Here is a 17,754-nt window from a genome sequence, read left to right on the forward strand (position 1 = left end):
CCTAACCCTTCAGCTTTTAACGAAGTTGAAGGGGTTTTATTTTAAAGCAATTATATTCAGCACTAATTTAAGATTAAATACATCATTGGTAACACGCGTGAGATGAGTTTGTTGTGCCGCAATAAAACTATCTGATTGATACAACCCATCAAAAAAATTCATGCAAGCAGCAAAGGAACCCCTCACATCAATGCTTACATTGTTGTGTATATACCAATGTTTATCTAATTGATCGTCAATGGTACAGGATCGCATAGTAAGCCCACATAATTTAGCATGTCCGATTAAAAACATCATGGCGTCGTGCAATATCTCTTGGGGTTCATTTGATTGCAAAAGCGGATCAAGAAGTGCTTGTTTTTTGCCCACCAAAGTAGCCAAATCGTTGCAGGTGGTTTGCATGAGCTCAAGCTGAGAACACTGCATTTGTAACTGCTTGACCACCATTATTTCTTGATTAATAATCCCACCAATTGGCAAATAAAAACATAAAAACCAGGTCGCCGCCACGAGCCCTAAAGTCCCGGCGGTGATGGCATAAAAATGAAATGGTTTGATTGCAGTTGCCCACGAATAGAATGCATTGCTGCGTGGTAAAAAATACATACCTTGCTCTCCATATTTATGATGTTCCAAGATTTAGAACATCATAACAAATAAACAAGGCACATTTGCTAGAATTTAGAAAGTTTGATGAGTCCACTGTGCAGGATCAACAGGAACATTATTGACGCGCATTTCCCAGTGAAGGTGATAGCCCGTCGCATAACCTGTTTTCCCAATGGTGCCGACAGGGTTACCTTTGGCAATTTTGTCGCCTACTTTAATATTAGCAAAATTTTCTAGGTGATAATACATAGAAAGCACACCAAAGCCATGGTCAACAATCACCGTATTGCCACTTGCTTCGTAACGGTCCTTGAGTGCCACAACGCCATCCTGCGAAGACCATACTACACTCTTAGGCTTATTGATCAGGTCAAGTGCCTTGTGTGCATAGCGGCCCTTGTGTTGCGTTGTACGCACGGTGCCAAATTCACAGGTTACCTTTGCTATGTCGATGGGATTACAAAAAGCACCCTTCCACAGCTTCTCTTGTGGAGATTGTTGAGCAAGCGTCTCAAGAATTTCATCAAATTTTGCATTGCTGTCAGTCGCTTCTTGACGCTCTTGTTGAATTTTTTCTGGGCTAATCTCAATGATTTGCTTTTTAAATGGATACATCACCACTTGGAATTTGTTTTCCAAGTTCAATGCATTGCCTACATGATCGGTAATACAAGCGGTAAAAAGATATTCGCTTGGATTTTCTTCGCAGGTGATGGGAATATAGGATTCATAAATTGAAGAACCTTTTGATTCCGGAAAACATGGATAGGTATTAGAAAGTGTTGCAATATGCGCCTTTTTAATTTCTTTGTTCACCTGAAATTGCACATGCAATGTTCTGCCTTGAAATACCTTGTACTCTGAATCAGCCCTAACAAATGCTGCTTGCAACGGGGTGTTATCAACATTAAATGCTCGATCTAATACCACCTTATTTTTGCGATACGTCTTATCAACAAACTCAACTTTTAAGGTGTGCTTACCATTAGAAATTGTTTTGGTAGGAATAGTAAATGGTTGTTCTTGATTAACGCTGCTCACTCTAAAACGGTTAATGAGAGGCTTTTCATCAAGCCATACTGAAATCTCCCCACGCTTATTACTTGCAACGCCACACTGTGCATCACCAGAATAATAATCGTCATCATTCAAACCGCTTAATACAACCTCAGGAATACGTGTATCAAAAAAATAATTATAAGCAGATAGGGAAATCCAACCTGTTATACAGACTACAAGTACCAAAACAGCATTTTTGAGTTTAAAGAACATAAGGCGCCTATTCACGTTATCAATTTATTTTAAAAAACTAGTTTCAAATCAATGAAAAATTATACTACTTTTTCTGACAACGTACATAAAAAAATCATGATTTTCTAAAGATTTGTTTGACGCTTTTAAAAAAAATCAATAAAACCAAATAAATATCATTCAATCACAAAACTTGATAACTCAAGGAACATACGATATGAAGCATCATTTATACGCTCTTGCCATCATGCTCTCTATGCTTTTAACACAAAAAACTATCAGCGCATTAAGTCCCACGCAATACAACCAGGCCTTAAAGAGCATAGCGCAATTAATAGTCAAAAATGCATTCAAATATAAAAATGAGATACAAAAACAAATTAATGAACTCAAGGCAGAACTTATCAGATTGGGCTGGGCTGAAGAATTAGAAGAGCTCGAAAAGCTAGAAGACCTCTTCCAACAGAAACTTGAGCCCGCGCAAAAACCTTTACCGCTGCCGCAACCAGTGCGCCCGACTTCAGCTATACATCATGGTGGGTTAAGTAACAAACCAAACATAGTACTCACCCCACAATAACAGAGCATTGTAAAATAAAGATTAAAAATAGAGCCGGACAAGAAAATTTTCCTGTCCGGCTCTATTTTTAATAATTATAGTCTAGTCGATCTCTTAATCTCTGTATTTTTCAAACATAGCAAGAGCAACTCTATCGTTTTTATTTTTTGCAATATCAAGCGCTGTTTCACCCATATTATTTTTTAACGTAAGACTTGCCCCACGTTCAATTAATAACTGCATAACTTGATGATTTCTCCAAAAAGTAGCGGCCATAAGTGGCGTATACCCAGCAGGGGTGACATTATTTATATCTTCACCATTGGCAAGACACGCGTTAATGTTTCTTATTTTTGTTACAATTCCCGTTGAGCCTCTCTCTTCACTTGCAATATCAATTAATGTATTTTTGAACTGCATGCCCTGTATCAAACCAGGTACACAAAGGGTCCCGAGCAATAGGGCTACTGTATAGGTATATAATTTCATAAAACCTCCAAATTGATTAATGATTAGTATTATAGTTCATCTGTTTATACTATACATTCTATACTATATTTTATATTTGTCAATATTTTGTAATAACCTACTTTAACCTGGAAAATCAATAAAGTAGCCCTATTTAAGGGCTACGAATGTCCCCGGGGCATTCATTAGTCTATTTTTTCTTCTTCAGACTTCTGCTTCTCAAATTGCCTCAAAAACAAGCCATTTTTTATTTTCTGATAGCTTTTTAGTTGCTGATAGGTAACTTGATCGGTAGATATATTTGCGTGCCCAGCAACTTCGCCCTTAAGATCACATAAAAGCTTTTTAAAAGATTGCTGATCTTCGTCACTAAAAGAATCATCATGCATTGTACACGATAAAAAGACAGAATAAGGAATATCCACTCCAGCTTCAAGCAATAATTTAACCACAGGAATTTTGCCACTTTTTATAGTGTTACTAAAGATTGTTTCTCCATCTTTAGCTCTACCATTAATGTCAGCATGCGCGCCTAATAATATTTTAGTGCTTTCTGATTGTCCTGCGCATACAGCGGCACTTAATGAATTATTGAGCTCCGCAGGACTATGAGACTTGGTAAGTAATAGTGTCAAGCACTCTGCGTCCCCTACACGCGCTGCCAAGGTTAGTGCAGACACATGACATGATTGAAGTCCAATATCAGCCTTTTTTTCAAGTAAATGCTTAACGCACGCAGAATGACCTCCAAGTGTGGCCAGCATAAGAGGTGTCCAATTCTCACATAAATCATAAAACTTAACCTTGGTATTAATGTCGGCATGATGCTCAATAGCATCTTTAAGGGCTGCAAGATCACCCTGTTCTGCAGCTTTTGCAAGCAGATCATTAAGTTCTTTTTTTTTAGGCTTCATTTGTTTGATCTGACTTTTACTCTTCGTGTTGCCTGCAAAAACTAGTACCGATTCACCACAGAGCAGTAATAAAAACAGTAGAGGAGAAACGTTACGGTATATCATGAAAACTCCTTTGAAAATGTTGAGTTAATCAATTATCGCCGTAATGTTACTCTGTTTTATTTTTTTAGTCTTTTTTTTCTTCATCTTCAGAGTCTATATCATCGTCATTGCGATCTTCTGGTTTTTTTCTTTTTTTATCTGAACTAGAACGAAAAGATCGCAAACTCGAAAGAGGAGCTCTATTTATGTTTAAATTTTGAAGAAACACCGTTCTTTTATCGGCCTGATATTCATTAAGAACGCTCACTAACTCCCTTGGATTATTTAAAAAATCCCTAGAATAATGCATAAAAATTTCACTCAAGCCTTGTTTGTGGCGACCATGAGAGGGCAATATACTACCTATATTATTCTTCTCCCCATCGCAACGATCATCAAATAATGCTTGTTCTAGAGCTTCTTGCTGTTGAGCAAAATATTCTTCGATGAGAGGTTCAAATTTATCAGGATATTCAAGTAATGCTTCTGCATCAATCAAAGCACCCGCAGAAATAAGTTGCTGTGCAATTTCAAGTTGATTGTAGAGCAAAGCATTCCATAATATGGAGCACTGATAATCATGAGAGCAAGAATTGGAGCCAGGATCTCGATGGTGCCTACTATTAACATTGGCACCCGCAGCGATTAGTCTTTGAGCCGCTAAAGAATGTCCCTCAAGAGTAGCGCTTTGCAATGGGGACATACCGCCATCAGTCAATGACTCTATATCGGCATTTTTCCCAATCAAAAAGTTCAATGGCTCTTCATGGCCACCAAGAGCTGCAAGATTCACCGCACAATACCCTTTATTATCCCTGGAATGAATTGAAGCTCCTCTACTAATAAGCTCAGTAACCACTGGCATATGTCCTGCTAAGGATGCGTTCATCAACGCCGTTATTTTATGCCTATTGGGACAACTAACATCAGCTTTGTCTGCTATAAGCATTCTCACTTTTTCTATATCGCCCTCACGAGAAACATATCTTAAGGCTCCATTAAGCCCATGCTGATTGACAAGATTTTGAATTTCTTGACGCTGCTCTCCTACTTCTTCTTTCTCTCCGCCACCCATTGCCTCAATATAGCCATAAAAAAATAAAGTTCCTGCTAAAAATCCTAAAATTCCTTGTGTTTTTTTCATAAAAACCCATCCATTAATAGTATTTAATTAATTTAATGCATTAAGATTACAACTATACCATTATAGTAAATAATTGTCAAATTGAAAAAAATCAAACTCCTAACACTTGCCTCTCCCCCAGAAACATTCTATACTTATAGGTATGAACACTCCTAAAAAAGCCTTACCCAAGGCGCCGGGAATTTACCTGTTCAAAGATAGCAACGACCAGGTAATCTACATTGGTAAAGCAAAAGACATTCACAAAAGGGTTCTTTCCTACTTCTCAAAGCAGAACAAGGACTGGAAAGTCAACGCCCTGCTGGCAGAACACGCCGATATCGACTACATTTTGACCCAAAATGAGACTGCAGCCCTACTCCTGGAAGCCCAGCTTGTAGGCCAACATAAACCCAAATTCAACGTTTTACTCAAAAGCGGTCAACCATTCCTCTATATCTTATTCACGCAGGGCGACCCCGTAGAGATCAAAATTGTCCGTAATAAGAGGGAAAGGGGGACCTATTTTGGGCCATTTATCCATAAAACCCCCGCCCGCAAAGCCCATGACTACTTGGTCAAAACTTTCCGCTTGTTTTTATGCAATAAAACCATAGAACACGGCTGCTTGGATTACCATATTGGTATCTGTGCCGGCAGCTGTAAATCTGATTTTGACCCAACCGAATATAATTTCAAAATTCAACTGGCCATCGATGCACTCAAAAATACACCTGCATCTTTTTTGAAAAGAATTAAAGAGAAGATTGGTGAGTATAATGTGCAGCTCGCTTTTGAAAAATCTCGACACTTAGCCGAATACTTAGAAAACATCGACACGATATTTCATACCTTAAAGATAAAATTTTCTGAATCAAAGTTTGAAAACGAAGCTTTTGCTGCCACCACACCAGTCAAACGACTGGAGCAGAATTACGACGCGATTGCTCTTCAACTCAAAACATTATTGCATCTTGATAAACCACCGATGCGCATTGATTGCTTTGATATATCGCATTTTCAAAGCAGCTATATTGTTGGTTCCTGCGTGAGATTCACTCGAGGCAAGCCAGACAAAAATAATTTCAGACATTTTAATATCAAAACATTAACACAGCAAAATGATTACGCTGCATTACAAGAAATTGTTGCGCGACGCTACAAAGACCCATTAGAATTACCTGACCTGGTAGTCATCGACGGCGGCAAGGGCCAACTCAGTGCCGCACGCGCAGTACTTCCCCAGGTTGAAATGGTAAGTTTAGCCAAACGAGAAGAAACAGTGTTTAGCGACAAACTTCCCCATGGCGTAGTACTAGACATCAAAGAAGATACAGGTAAATTATTAATAGCATTGCGTGATTATGCACATCATTTTGCCGTAAGTCATCACCGCCTTAAACGAAAAAAAGGACAAACGCTATGACACCAAACAAAGAGCAACCACAACAAAACCCCTTAGATAGATTTTGTATTAACGTCACGCAGCAAGCAAAAGATGGCAAGCTCGACCCTGTCATTGGCCGGCACGAAGAAATTCGACGCGTTATGCAAATTCTATCCCGCCGTACTAAAAATAATCCAGTACTTATTGGTGAACCTGGTGTTGGCAAAACAGCTATTGTTGAAGGCATCGCACAGCGTATTATTAATAACGATGTTCCTGAAAGTTTAAAAAATAAACAATTGTATGCACTTGATTTGGGGCTACTCATTGCCGGCGCGAAATATCAAGGTGAGTTTGAAGAGCGCCTCAAAGGGGTCCTCAAAGCGATTGATGAACATGGCGACGGCATTATTTTATTCATTGACGAACTCCACATGCTTGTTGGTGCTGGTTCAAGCGGCGGCGGCATGGATGCTTCAAATTTACTCAAACCTGCACTAGCTCGCGGGACATTGCATTGCATTGGCGCTACCACCACCAAAGAATATAAAAAATATATCGAAAAAGATGCGGCGCTTGAACGCAGATTCCAAAAAGTATTGGTTGAAGAGCCAACTATTGAAGACGCGGTTTCTATACTACGCGGGTTGAAAGAAAAATTTGAACTTCACCACGGTATCCACATTAAAGATCAAGCATTAGTCGACGCAGTAATTCTTGCAAGCAAGAACATCCCCGATCGTTTTCTGACCGACAAAGCAATTGATTTAGTCGATGAAGCGGCAGCAATGGTAAAAATGGCCATTGATTCACACCCTGAAACAATCGATAAGCTTGATCGACAAATCAGACAGCTTGAGATTGAAAAAGTTGCACTTGCCAAAGAAAAAGATGACGTTGCAAAAAAACGACTCAAGGATCTTGACCTGGACTTAGCTAATTTTAAAAAAGAACATGCGACCTTACTCAATCAATGGAAAGCAGAAAAAGCGCCACTCGAACGTATGAATAAAATTAAAGAAGATATCGAACAAGCAAACTATCGCTTCCAACAAGCTGAACGAGAAGGCGATTACGCAAAAGCATCCGAAATTAAATATGGCAAAATTGCAAAGCTCGAACAAGAACTCGCCAAAGAACAAGAAAAGCTTTCTTCCATGAAATCAAAGCTCATCAAGCAAGAAGTTGATGAACAGGACATTGCAGCCGTGCTTTCGCGCTGGACCAAAATTCCTTTAGAGAAATTACAAACGAGCGAAGCAGAAAAATTACTAGGCATGGAAGCCATTTTAAAAGAACGTGTTGTTGGCCAAGATCAAGCAGTAGCAAGCATTTCGCACGCGATTCAAATGCATCGTGCGGGCTTGACTGACCCCAATAGGCCAATTGGTTCGTTCTTATTTTTGGGACCAACCGGTGTTGGAAAAACAGAAGTCGCCAAAGCATTAGCAGACTTTCTGTTCAATGATCCCAAAAAATTAATTCGCATCGATATGTCAGAGTATATGGAAAAACATGCCGTCGCGCGTTTGATTGGCGCTCCTCCTGGGTATGTTGGCTACGAAGAAGGTGGACAACTCACCGAGCTTGTGCGAAAACAACCATATAGCGTTATATTGTTTGATGAAGTGGAAAAAGCGCATCCTGATGTATTCAATATTTTCTTGCAGATTCTTGACGAAGGCCACCTGACCGACAGTCAAGGCCGCACGGTTTCGTTTAAAAACTGCATCATTATTATGACCTCTAATATTGGGTCCGACATTATTCTGCAAGCTAAAGAACTCACTGAAACAATCAAAGCATCGATCGACAAACTGCTGCACAAAACATTCAGACCAGAGTTCTTAAATCGGATTGATGCAGTAATTTACTTTAATCGTCTTGATAAAGCAGTGATTAAAAACATTGTATGCATTCAGTTGCAAGAGTTGGTTAAACGACTTCAAGAAAAACAAGTACACCTGACAATCTCTGATGCGGCATTGACAGAAATTGCAGAGATCGGTTACTCAGAAGAATTTGGCGCACGACCATTAAAGCGGGCGATTCAGCAGCATATAACCATCCCGGTTTCGCAGCATCTGCTCAAAAAACCTGAGGTAAAATCAATTGCGGTTGACTTTAAACAAGAAAAGTTTGTGATCGAATCTTAAGCCACAGATTCTTTCATAATTTTAATAATGGCATCCTCTACCTCTTGTGCTACGCCTTGCAGCTGAGCATCCTTAAACATTGCCAAAAGTACAGAAGGTTTCAACGTCGCTAAAACTGTCTTGGAGCCTTCTTGATAGACTGAAATGCGACACGGCAGCATGGTAGATAGACTCATGTTTTGTTCAAGAACCTTTTTTGCTTGTTTGGGCTGGCATATCTCAAAAATGAGACATTCATGCGAAAATTCCACACCCTTTTTTTCCATTGATTCCTTAAGGTTGTGTATTTGCATAACACCAAAACCATTGGCTTGAACAGCAGCTTGCAAAGCGACCGCAACATCCTTAATTGATTTATTGGTAGCAATTGTGAACAACATACTATCTCCTCGTTTATTATTATGATTTATTTTTTTCTAAAACAACATTATCATAGCGCCCATTCTTAACACAAGATTCCCATAACCAAAGACGGCAAAAGAATTTTTTTAAAACCTCTATGTATTATGGACCTTGAGCACCACACTTGTTATATATGGTCTCTGAAAATTAAACGTATAATTTACTATCATAAATCTTCACACTTTATTTAACTTTCTCAAAAGAGTCCTGCTATACTAGATGGTATCGAAACAAAAACAAAAAAAAGGGGACAGTATGCTTACCATGTTTTTAAAGGGCCTTGGCATTGGCTTAACTATTTCTGCAATCGTTGGTCCCATAGCTATTATGTGTATCAGACGTACGCTGTCTGATGGACAACGTGTCGGGTTGGCAATCGCTCTTGGCGCAGCCCTAGGCGACGCAATGTATGGCACCATTGCAGCATTTAGTCTCACGTTCATCTCAGACTTCTTACTTGCACACCAAGCAATGTTGCGATTCATTGGTGGTATATTTTTGTTAGCGTTTGGTATAAAAATATTTTTTGAGACCACCAAACCGGCATCAATAACCGTTCATGGACACAGATTGCTTAATATCATCATCGGCACATTCTTTTTAACCATCAGCAATCCAATAACCATTCTTTCGTTCACTGCAATTTTTGCCAGCCTTGGTGTTGGTACCGAGCAGGTCAATTACACAAGCGCTCTTTCATTAGTTGGTGGTATTTTTATCGGCGCTATGACATGGAACATTATATTGACCAGTATTCTTGTAAAATTTCGTACTCACATAACACCCCGCGTACTCCACCTGATTAATCAAGCTTCTGGTGGTATTATTGCTGGTTTTGGTGTACTCAGCTTGTTCAGCCTTCTTATCGCTTAAGGACTCTTTATGAAAAAACAACTTTTGTATGTTGCTAACTGGAAAATGAATATGCTTGTGGACCAAGCTGTCGACTTTACTGTTGCCTGCAAAGAATTTGTCGAACAGAACAAAGATCTTGCAGGAGCAATAGCCATCTGCCCTACATTTCTTCACATTGCCCCGGTTGTAGAAATCTTGGAAGATTCGCCCATTGGTGTCGGCGCCCAAAATTGCTCCGAACATGAAAGCGGTGCTTACACCGGTGATGTTTCAGCGCTCGCGCTATCCGATATATTCTGTGACTATTGCATTGTCGGCCATAGCGAACGTCGCACACATCATAATGAATCAAATGAAGTAGTAGCCCGCAAGGTTGCACAATTGCTTGCCAATATGATTTTCCCCATCATTTGCATCGGCGAAACAGCAGAAGAGCATGACCTACAACAAACACAGGAAATTTTAGAATCACAGCTACTTCCTATTATTGAAGTGCTCAACAATGCAGAACAGCTTCCTGGAGTTCTGACCATAGCATACGAACCAGTTTGGGCAATCGGCACCGGCAAAACTCCCGATTCTGCATCATTAGAAAAAACTTTCAAATGGCTTACCAATTATTTGCAGACGCAAGTCAACGAAAAAATTGAGTTCTGCCTGCTGTACGGCGGCAGTGTTGATGAAAAAACTGCACCTCAACTGGCTCAGGTTAAAGGTCTTGGCGGCTTTTTAATCGGCAACGCAAGTCTAGATTTCCAAAAATTTAAAAACATAGTAGGCTTAACGCACTAGAAAATTAGTCTATAAGTCTACATTACGGAGAACAAACATGTTATACGGATTATTAGTAAGTTTATTTATATTTTTATGCATCCTGTTGATCTTGGTGATTTTGTTACAAAAAAGTAAAAGCAGTATGGGCCTTGGCGGACTTGGTGGCAGTGCACAAATGCTGTTTGGCGGTTCAGGCGGACAAGATCTCTTTCAACAAGTAACCTGGGTTATGATAGCCTTATTCATGGCGGGTTCATTAATGCTTACTATTATGTCTTCATCAAAAAAAAGCGCTATGCCTTCTTACAAAACCCAAAGCGCTCCTGTTCAACCGACAGAACCTATAGAGTAACCTCCTAGCCAAACATAAAATGAACGCATAAAAAAGAGGAGCCTTGTGGTTATAGAATTTGTAAATGCCCTAGGGCAAATGGTTTTGAATCTTTGCGATGACTTAGGAAGCTTTGTCATATTCCTAGCCAAAGCAATCAAAACACTCTTTACCACACGGCTCAAAATGTCAAAGCTGTTCTTTCAAATGAACAGTATTGGCGTGGATTCATTTATGATTATTGTTCTTACCGGATCATTTGCAGGCATGGTATTTGCCTTGCAAAGTTATATTGGATTTCAACGTGTCGGCGGCGAACAATTTATTGGATCGGTCGTTGCTCTAGGTATGATTCGAGAACTTGGACCTGTGCTCACCGGCCTCATGGTTGCTGGCCGTGCTGGATCTGCCATCGCTGCAGAAATTGGCACCATGCGTATTACCGAACAACTCGATGCTCTAACAACACTCCGTATCAACAGCTTTCAATATTTAGTAGTGCCGCGCATATTGGGTGGCACTATTATTTTACCCTTCCTGACTACCTTTGCGATGATCTTTGGTATTGGTGGCGGCTATGTTGTATGTGTGCATGTCCTTGGCTTAAGTCCCGAGGATTACATGACCAGCATAAAAAACTATGTTACATACGAAGACATCACCGGTGGCCTGACAAAAGCAGCGGCCTTTGGCTTTATTCTTTCATGGGTTGGATCCTATAAAGGATACCATACCGAGGGTGGCGCACGCGGCGTTGGCATAGCAACCACTCAAAGCGTTGTGACCAGTTCTATTTTAATTTTGATTTCAAATTACTTCCTGACCAAAATGTTAGAACATCTCTAGGACCATGGGTATATAATGCCAAGCATTAAAATCATCGATTTAAAAAAACAGTTCGGCACCAAATGGGTTACCAACGGGGTCAATCTAGAGATTCCAGAGGGAAAGATGACCATTATTGTTGGCCGTTCTGGTGAAGGCAAATCAGTACTGCTCAAGCAAGTTATTGGCCTTCTTAAACCAACCAGTGGTGAAATTCTCATCGATGGCGTCGATATCACAAAACTATCCGAAAAAGAAATGTCCAAGCAATTTGCACAATTTGGGTATGTATTCCAATTTGCTGCACTTCTGGATTCATTAAACGTCTTTGAAAACGTCGGCATTACGCTTCTGGAAAATGGCGTGAATCCAGATGATGTCATGCCCATCGTCAGAGAAAAATTGGGGCTTGTCCATTTAGAAGAAGACACACTCACGAAATACCCATCAGAACTCTCTGGTGGTATGAGAAAGCGTGTTGGTCTTGCCCGCACCTTGGTCACCAATCCAAAAATAATTTTATACGATGAACCAACAACAGGCCTTGACCCGATCACCTCACGAGTTATTCATGAACTCATGAATGATATGCAACACAAGCTCAATATCACTTCAGTAATTATTTCCCACGATATTGAAATTTTTAAATACGCAGATTACGTTGCTCTGCTTCACGAAGGAACTATTAAATTTTTTGGCGATGCAAAAACCGTTTGGGAATCAGAAAATCCATACATCTACCAATTCATTAGAGGACTCGCTGTTGGCCCTATTCAAACAGAAATTCCGCACGGAAAAGATAAGTTCTAATTTTTATTTTTTTATTGTCGCAAGCATTTCATGATAAAGCTTATGCACATATTCAGCGCGTTTTGATATAAGTGGGTGATGCATGTCATGTGGATTATCTTTTTGAGATGAGAAAAATTGAACCAATGCCAATGCAGTTCTAGGACTATTGAGCGCTGCCAACTTATCAGCACGTTCTTCTTGAAATCGTGCAAATTCGGCTATGTACGACTCAGATCTCTTCGGATCTTTAACCGTGTAAGTCAACATCGATCGCAACAAAACTTTTGTATAACAATCATTGTGCAATAAATGCTGTATTTCGTGATGCACAAAAGCGTTAAACATATTTCGGTCGTGCAAATGCTCCTTGATAAATTTCTCATTTATAGCAAAAACAGTCTGCCCAACACACACCTTCAGATGAGTTGCCTTGTCAATCTGTTGCATGCCAACAGCAAGAGGATGTATGCCATAATTCTCTAAAAGAGTTCTCACTCTGTCTACGCCGGCCTTCCATATCAAGTTAGTATAGAGAGCATTCGACTCTAGCACTCCCTTCTGTTCCATGCATCTAAAATTGCGCTGATTAATACTCTTAAGACGATCAAAATCACTAACAGAAGCGCCATTAATCTTTAATAAGACACTCATAAGTTCGCGCTCTTTATGTGCAAGCTCAGTAATATTTTTTTGCGCTACCAGAGCCCATGGTTTTTTGGTTGTTAACATTGCACAAAAATTCTTACGTTCTTGTTCAAAGGGAGCCTTATAGTTCCCCTGAGGAGCGTTTGAAAACTGCCGCATCAATTGAACCCTTTTTGCTGCTTGCGTAGCAAGGGTCTGTTGAGCTATAGATTTAAAGCTCATGCCATGAACAGACGAAGCAAAAGATATATACAATAGGGGAAAAATTATTTTTTTAGCCATAAGACTTCCAATTTTCCATTAGGTTATTTCTTTGATTTATTTTTTTCTATCGCTGCAACCATTTCTTGATGCAATTTTTTAAGATACTGAGCACGCTCTGAATCTAATGGATGGGTATTATCGCTCTTTCTTGATGGAATCCGACTAACGCCCGTTTGATATAGAGTCCATTGGAGCCACGATAACTTGGCTACGAACTCAGATTTATTCCGTTGATCTCTTTGAGAGAACATATCTGATAAAGATTTGGCGTACTTCGGATCTAATAACCCAGCCAAAATATCTGCACGTTTTTCTTGAAATCTACTTAATCGGTTGCTGAATAACTCTCCATATACTCTATCAATATTGTGAGTCTCCAGCAGTGCTAAAAGAATTACTTTCTTTATAGTATCATCATGCAAAAGATGCTGAATTTCATGACAGGCTGCAGCCTCAAATGAATGAGCAATATTAAAATCAGTGTGCATCATCACAGGATCAATAAATATTGTTTTGTTTGCCGAGTGTGCAACCATTGGTGAACCATCATTCTCTTCTGGTACTATTTTGATTTCATCAGGGCTAATATTACAATCCATTAAAAGTTTTTGAATACTTGATACGCGCTTTTTCCACACCAACAAATCCTGTTCGCTCATATTTTCTTCATCTTTACATTCTCTGGATTTCAATTCTCCCCTTTCAACAATTCCGCAACAATCTTCTTCATACCGCGACCATTCAGCAGGAGTAATTCTCGTATTCTTAAATAACTCATCCATTAATGATTGTTCTTCTTTTTTGAGCCGCTCAATACGTTCTTTTGCAACTTCACCCCAAAGAGTCTTTCCAAGATCTTCAGAACATTGATTTCGCGCTTGCTCAAAAGGCAATTCATACAACTTAACAGATTCTTGTTCTTCTTTGTCTTCACAGTGAGCAACTGAAGCAGTTGCTATAGTGCCTAACGCGCCAAGGGCCATTGCAAGATAAGGATTGAAATATCGCTTTTGCTTTTGATCTTTATCTTGATTTTTTCGTTGGTCTTGTAATGCATGAATCACATTCGAAACATTTTGATTTACACACGCAACTTGATTTATCTGAGGGATCGAAGAGGTAAAGCGTCCTGGCCTGAACGATGGCAAAGTCTTGGTGGCTATCGCCAAGGTGGGCATACATTTTGCAGATTGCGTCAACGAATGTGACAACGGCCGCACTATACTGGCCGCAGCTAATCTGCTTGCCAATTGCCCTAAAAATCGTGATGACATACCCTGCATTGGCAGGATTGAACATGTCAGCGAAAATAGAACTACATACTTTATTTGTTTAAACATAAAACCTCCAAATCATTTTTAAGAAATTATAACACCCATTGATTGAACTATTTCTTGATGCACTACCTTTAAATAAGCATCACGCTCTGCATGTGATGGATGCATACTATTAACTTGATTAACAAAATCATGATACTCATCCATTGATGCAAGAAGATCATTCGATATATCTAACGCATACTGAGGATGCACTAAACTTGCTAAAATATCTGCACGTGTTTCTTGAAATTTACATAAGCGACTCATAAACGAATTCAACCAAGCCTCGTCTATTGAACATTGCATGCCCAAGCTGTTAAGATTGGCTACTACTGACCTGATATAACAATCATTATGCAAAATGTGTTGAATTTCATGACAGGTGATGGCTTCTAAACTATTTTGATCAATCTCCATTGGGTTAATCGAAATATGGCGCAGGGTAGCACTCACTGGCGATAATGCATTATCATGCACAAGTATTGAAACATGCGGGCATAGATTAAATTTTTCCAAAAGAGTTTGTACTGTTGATTGGCTTTGTTCTGATATCAAAGCATCTTCACCTTGAAGCTCTTCTTTAATAGAATCTTCAGGTGTAGGTCGCTGTGCAAGCAATGCCTCTTGTTGATTAAAAGGCTCCTGACACATTACTTTACACTGTTCCCACTGAGCAGGAGTAAGTCCTGTAACGTTAAATAATTCATCCATAAGAATCCCTTCTTCTTGCTCAAATTGCGCAAGGTATTTTTGAGTAACAGCGCCCCATTTTTTATCCTCAACAAGTGCGCGGTGGAACTCTTTACATTGCTTTTCAAAAGGAGCTTGATAGAGAGATAACTGTTGTTTGGTATCAAGAGCAGGAAAGATAAACATAAATCCTGCCAAGATGCTTAGGGTGACCGCCAAACCTATAGCGTATATGTACTTCATTATCCCCCCTTATTGGTATTTACTTATCTAATATCACCGAATAATTAATTCATTTAGTAATAATTATATAGGTAAAAACAATAAAATCAACAAAAATGCCTTATTTAGGCCATTTTTCAATAAAATAATCCCCTGGAACCTAGAAAACAGGAATGTTGACTTAAGGCCTACCTTTAATTTAATGTGCTTAAAAAGGCCCCCTCATTGAATTTTAAAGGAGAATATGATGATTAAAGGCGTTAAACAGTCAACTTTTGCGTGTGTACTCATTGTGGCATTATTGTCAGCAACGCTTTCAATCCAAACTATACCGCCAACACAGATGGCCAGCGGAATTCCCTACAATGAACGCCAAGCAGCGGTACGAATCGGCACAGGCTTATGTAAACAAGAACTGTACTACCTCAATCAAAGATTACCAGGAGTAAAGGCTGCCATAGAGGCCATAGTGGGCTCAGAACTTAAGGACAATGAAGTCCCGCGCATTGCATTTTGCTCAAGTGGTGGCGGCCTCAGGGCTGCGATCTCCACCCTTGGTTTGCTCCAGGGTGCTGAGTTACAAGTAAAAAGGCAACCAGCACGCTCATTATTAGATTTTATGGGCATAAAGCAATTCATCGCCTATATCACTCTTTATTTTGCACAATGGTTTGGCTGGAACCAGCCTGCCACGATCACTCCAAACAATGACATCCTAGAACCACACCCCCTCAACCTACTCGATGCCTGCACCTACACAGCAAGTCTTTCTGGGTCATCATGGGCTCTTGCTGGATTAAACCAGTCTCGCATGTCGCCCACCAACTATTTGGAACATCTTTCCAATCAAATTAACAAGTCGCTCATTACTGATGTCGACGTTCAAGAAATCGTGTTTGAAATTATAGAAAAATGTAGCTATGGCCAACCAGTGTCACTTATCGATATTTATGGTGGTCTTCTTGCCCATAAATTTTTGAAAAATCTTGGCAATAGCGATGAATCAGCAATCGACTTAACTTCATATGCTAGCCTTACCACCTCAGCGCAGATCCCACTCCCCATTCATACTGCTATTATGGGCGAAAAAGCTGGTCAATATATCTGGGTAGAATTCACTCCTTACGAAATTGGTAGCGTTGACTTGCGCTCATTTATTCCCACATGGGCATTTGGCAGAAAGTTTAACAACGGAACTTCAACCGATTTTGCGCCACCGCAAGCAATGGGTTATGGCATGGGCATTTGGGGATCTGCCATATCAATGAGTGCAAAAGAATTTTTCAATCTTGTTATCGAACCAGAATTAGGCACTATCGGCGCCAGTTATTTAGAATCACAATTTGGACACATTGCCGCATCCGGCGCTCCTGCACTAGCGCAAATTTATTTAGAACTCACCAAACACAAAGAACGTTGCGCTCAAGATCTTACACGGTCCCTACTCGACACTCGCATCTCGCCAGCACAAGTGTTCAACTGGGCCTACGGCATGGCAACAGCACTTAACAACGAAGCGGATACAATAACTCTGGTTGATGCTGGCATCGACTTTAGTATTGCGCTACCACCACTGCTGCGCAGCGAACGAGCCGTCGATATAATTATTCTGTGTGATTATTCCGGCGGAACTATCGAAGATGATTTACGCGAAGCTGATGCCTACGCTCAACGTAATGGTTTGAGATTCCCTACTATTGATTATAGCAAAGTTAACCAGGTATGCTCAGTCCATCGTGACGCATCAAATCCTACTGCTCCTATTATAATTTACATGCCGCTCATCAAAAATGATAGCTACAGCAATGGTTGGGATCCAAAAACCGCAGATTTTACTGCCACCTTAAATCTCGAATACACAAAAGACCAAACCGCCCTGCTCAGTGGTTTATCCAAGCAAAATATGATAGACAGTCAACGCATGATTATTGATACAATTAAGCAATGGATTGAAGATAAGAGAAAAGAGTGAGTTTTTTAATTATATGACGTACATAAAAATGGCGAGGTATCTTGCAGTACCTCGCCACTATCTTTTCTACGATATTACGAAATTTTATAAATTCTGTGTTTACCAACTTTAA

17 protein-coding genes and 1 pseudogene are annotated in these 17,754 nt (G+C 39.8%); 9 read left to right on the plus strand and 9 right to left on the minus strand.

Annotated elements, in window-relative coordinates:
* Positions 1 to 36: 36 nt before the first annotated feature.
* The gene (locus NTX86_06350) at positions 37 to 606 is read right to left on the minus strand and encodes a hypothetical protein (protein MCX5922917.1); all 570 of its coding nucleotides are present in this window, start codon (positions 604 to 606) and stop codon (positions 37 to 39) included.
* Between the two features lie 75 nt (positions 607 to 681).
* Positions 682 to 1,881 (minus strand): M23 family metallopeptidase, encoded by a 1,200-nt coding sequence (locus NTX86_06355; GenBank protein ID MCX5922918.1) that lies wholly within the window; start codon positions 1,879 to 1,881, stop codon positions 682 to 684.
* A 196-nt stretch (positions 1,882 to 2,077) separates the two neighbouring features.
* Between NTX86_06355 and NTX86_06360 the strand changes: the two genes are divergently transcribed.
* The gene (locus tag NTX86_06360) at positions 2,078 to 2,440 is read left to right on the plus strand and encodes a hypothetical protein (protein ID MCX5922919.1); all 363 of its coding nucleotides are present in this window, start codon (positions 2,078 to 2,080) and stop codon (positions 2,438 to 2,440) included.
* Positions 2,441 to 2,533: 93 nt separating this feature from the next.
* Here NTX86_06360 and NTX86_06365 read toward each other — a convergent pair whose 3' ends face one another.
* The 3 genes from NTX86_06365 to NTX86_06375 all read right to left on the minus strand — a co-directional run bounded on the left by NTX86_06365 (position 2,534) and on the right by NTX86_06375 (position 5,029).
* Entirely contained in the window at positions 2,534 to 2,908 is a 375-nt protein-coding gene (locus NTX86_06365) for an ankyrin repeat domain-containing protein (GenBank protein ID MCX5922920.1), read from the minus strand.
* 164 nt (positions 2,909 to 3,072) lie between these two features.
* Positions 3,073 to 3,906, minus strand: coding sequence for an ankyrin repeat domain-containing protein (locus NTX86_06370; GenBank protein MCX5922921.1), 834 nt, complete (start codon positions 3,904 to 3,906; stop codon positions 3,073 to 3,075).
* A gap of 64 nt (positions 3,907 to 3,970) precedes the next feature.
* A complete protein-coding gene (locus tag NTX86_06375) occupies positions 3,971 to 5,029 on the minus strand; it encodes an ankyrin repeat domain-containing protein (GenBank protein ID MCX5922922.1) in 1,059 nt (352 codons plus the stop codon).
* Positions 5,030 to 5,171: 142 nt separating this feature from the next.
* Here NTX86_06375 and NTX86_06380 point away from each other — a divergent pair, with 142 nt between their 5' ends.
* Positions 5,172 to 6,434 (plus strand): GIY-YIG nuclease family protein, encoded by a 1,263-nt coding sequence (locus NTX86_06380; protein MCX5922923.1) that lies wholly within the window; start codon positions 5,172 to 5,174, stop codon positions 6,432 to 6,434.
* A 32-nt stretch (positions 6,435 to 6,466) separates the two neighbouring features.
* A pseudogene (locus tag NTX86_06385) lies at positions 6,467 to 8,551 on the plus strand (AAA family ATPase).
* On the opposite strand, the gene NTX86_06390 reads toward NTX86_06385, so the two are convergent.
* Complete coding sequence (locus NTX86_06390; protein MCX5922924.1) at positions 8,548 to 8,931, minus strand: DUF302 domain-containing protein; 384 nt, start codon at positions 8,929 to 8,931, stop codon at positions 8,548 to 8,550. The pseudogene NTX86_06385 and the gene NTX86_06390 overlap by 4 nt on opposite strands.
* Before the next feature lie 277 nt (positions 8,932 to 9,208).
* Between NTX86_06390 and NTX86_06395 the strand changes: the two genes are divergently transcribed.
* Genes NTX86_06395 through NTX86_06415 form a run of 5 tightly spaced genes read left to right on the plus strand, consistent with a single transcriptional unit; the run spans position 9,209 to position 12,548 of the window.
* Positions 9,209 to 9,826, plus strand: a complete 618-nt coding sequence (locus tag NTX86_06395) for a LysE family transporter (protein ID MCX5922925.1) — start codon at positions 9,209 to 9,211, stop codon at positions 9,824 to 9,826.
* Between the two features lie 9 nt (positions 9,827 to 9,835).
* Positions 9,836 to 10,600: a triose-phosphate isomerase gene (tpiA, locus tag NTX86_06400; protein MCX5922926.1), complete on the plus strand. Its 765-nt coding sequence runs from the start codon at positions 9,836 to 9,838 to the stop codon at positions 10,598 to 10,600.
* 37 nt (positions 10,601 to 10,637) lie between these two features.
* Positions 10,638 to 10,934, plus strand: a complete 297-nt coding sequence (secG, locus tag NTX86_06405) for a preprotein translocase subunit SecG (protein MCX5922927.1) — start codon at positions 10,638 to 10,640, stop codon at positions 10,932 to 10,934.
* A 45-nt stretch (positions 10,935 to 10,979) separates the two neighbouring features.
* The gene (locus NTX86_06410) at positions 10,980 to 11,759 is read left to right on the plus strand and encodes an ABC transporter permease (protein ID MCX5922928.1); all 780 of its coding nucleotides are present in this window, start codon (positions 10,980 to 10,982) and stop codon (positions 11,757 to 11,759) included.
* A gap of 15 nt (positions 11,760 to 11,774) precedes the next feature.
* A complete protein-coding gene (locus tag NTX86_06415) occupies positions 11,775 to 12,548 on the plus strand; it encodes an ATP-binding cassette domain-containing protein (GenBank protein ID MCX5922929.1) in 774 nt (257 codons plus the stop codon).
* 3 nt (positions 12,549 to 12,551) lie between these two features.
* Here NTX86_06415 and NTX86_06420 read toward each other — a convergent pair whose 3' ends face one another.
* From NTX86_06420 to NTX86_06430, 3 genes are read right to left on the minus strand one after another with little or no spacing between them, the layout of a single operon-like run.
* Positions 12,552 to 13,457 (minus strand): hypothetical protein, encoded by a 906-nt coding sequence (locus NTX86_06420; protein ID MCX5922930.1) that lies wholly within the window; start codon positions 13,455 to 13,457, stop codon positions 12,552 to 12,554.
* A 23-nt stretch (positions 13,458 to 13,480) separates the two neighbouring features.
* A complete protein-coding gene (locus tag NTX86_06425) occupies positions 13,481 to 14,779 on the minus strand; it encodes a hypothetical protein (GenBank protein ID MCX5922931.1) in 1,299 nt (432 codons plus the stop codon).
* 18 nt (positions 14,780 to 14,797) lie between these two features.
* The gene (locus NTX86_06430; protein MCX5922932.1) at positions 14,798 to 15,691 is read right to left on the minus strand and encodes a hypothetical protein; all 894 of its coding nucleotides are present in this window, start codon (positions 15,689 to 15,691) and stop codon (positions 14,798 to 14,800) included.
* A 223-nt stretch (positions 15,692 to 15,914) separates the two neighbouring features.
* Here NTX86_06430 and NTX86_06435 point away from each other — a divergent pair, with 223 nt between their 5' ends.
* Positions 15,915 to 17,642, plus strand: a complete 1,728-nt coding sequence (locus NTX86_06435) for a hypothetical protein (GenBank protein MCX5922933.1) — start codon at positions 15,915 to 15,917, stop codon at positions 17,640 to 17,642.
* Positions 17,643 to 17,754 lie beyond the last annotated feature (112 nt).

The sequence above is a fragment of the Candidatus Dependentiae bacterium genome, from assembly GCA_026389015.1.
Taxonomy (GTDB): Bacteria; Babelota; Babeliae; order Babelales; family Vermiphilaceae; genus JAPLIR01.